Genomic DNA, 770 nt, shown 5'->3' with positions numbered 1-770 from the left:
AAATCATGGTTCTCATTACCGATTTTGCAAAGATGAAAGTCAATACCGGTGATTTGCCGTGTTTCATCGGGGGTAAAAACTTGCGCTTGTGGGTCCACTTGCGTCCATATCTTCACCGTGGTGGTGCGCCGCATCACTTTCACATCAATCAGACCTTGACCGGTAAAAAGCCCCGTTGCAATGGTTCCACCTTTTCCCCTTGCCACAACGTTTTTTGTGCCAGCCGTAATATTTTGTGGAATCGTGAAAGCGCCCTCAAGGGTGCCCTTGCTATCGGCAATAAGGAGACTCTTTGGTAAAACATTCACACCATCAAAGGTAAGACTTTCCAAGATTTCGCTACTGCCAAAACCTTCAATTTTAAAGTGAAGGGTAATTTGTCTTAAAAAGTCGATTTGTTCTTGGTGTGTGTTGATGAAATTATCGCTTACTTCTGTTCTACGTATGGTACTGCCGCGGTTCCAGCCCATGATGATTTGATTGGTGATACCCGAGAGCCAATCGGTGCGCTGTTCATGCCAGAAGTCTGTTGCGGGTTCAAGGGTTACTGTACCAGGCAGGGGTGCAAAATTTTGATAGGGGTTGATTTTTTCGCAAGCCGTTGTCAACTCTTGCGCAATGATCACTTCATTTGTCCAGTCAAGGGTGACAGGCGCTTTTAAAGGAGTAGTATAGAATGTTGGGTCAATGGCGAGCTGTAAAATGCCGTTGCCTACAGCACCTGTTTGTTGAAAGCCTTCATCTCTGTAACTATCATCAAGAAAAGGGTC

The 770-nt window shown here is 45.3% G+C and carries 1 protein-coding gene; it reads right to left on the bottom strand.

Going from position 1 to position 770, the window contains the following annotated elements:
* Window positions 1–770, bottom strand: a 770-nt coding sequence (locus ACFIL3_RS10720; protein ID WP_375682273.1) for a DUF4815 domain-containing protein, incomplete at both ends; no start/stop codon positions are given.

Source organism: Bartonella sp. CE47NXGY (genome assembly GCF_042195415.1).
Taxonomy (GTDB): domain Bacteria; phylum Pseudomonadota; class Alphaproteobacteria; order Rhizobiales; family Rhizobiaceae; genus Bartonella.
This window is presented reverse-complemented; position numbering and strand designations above follow the sequence as displayed.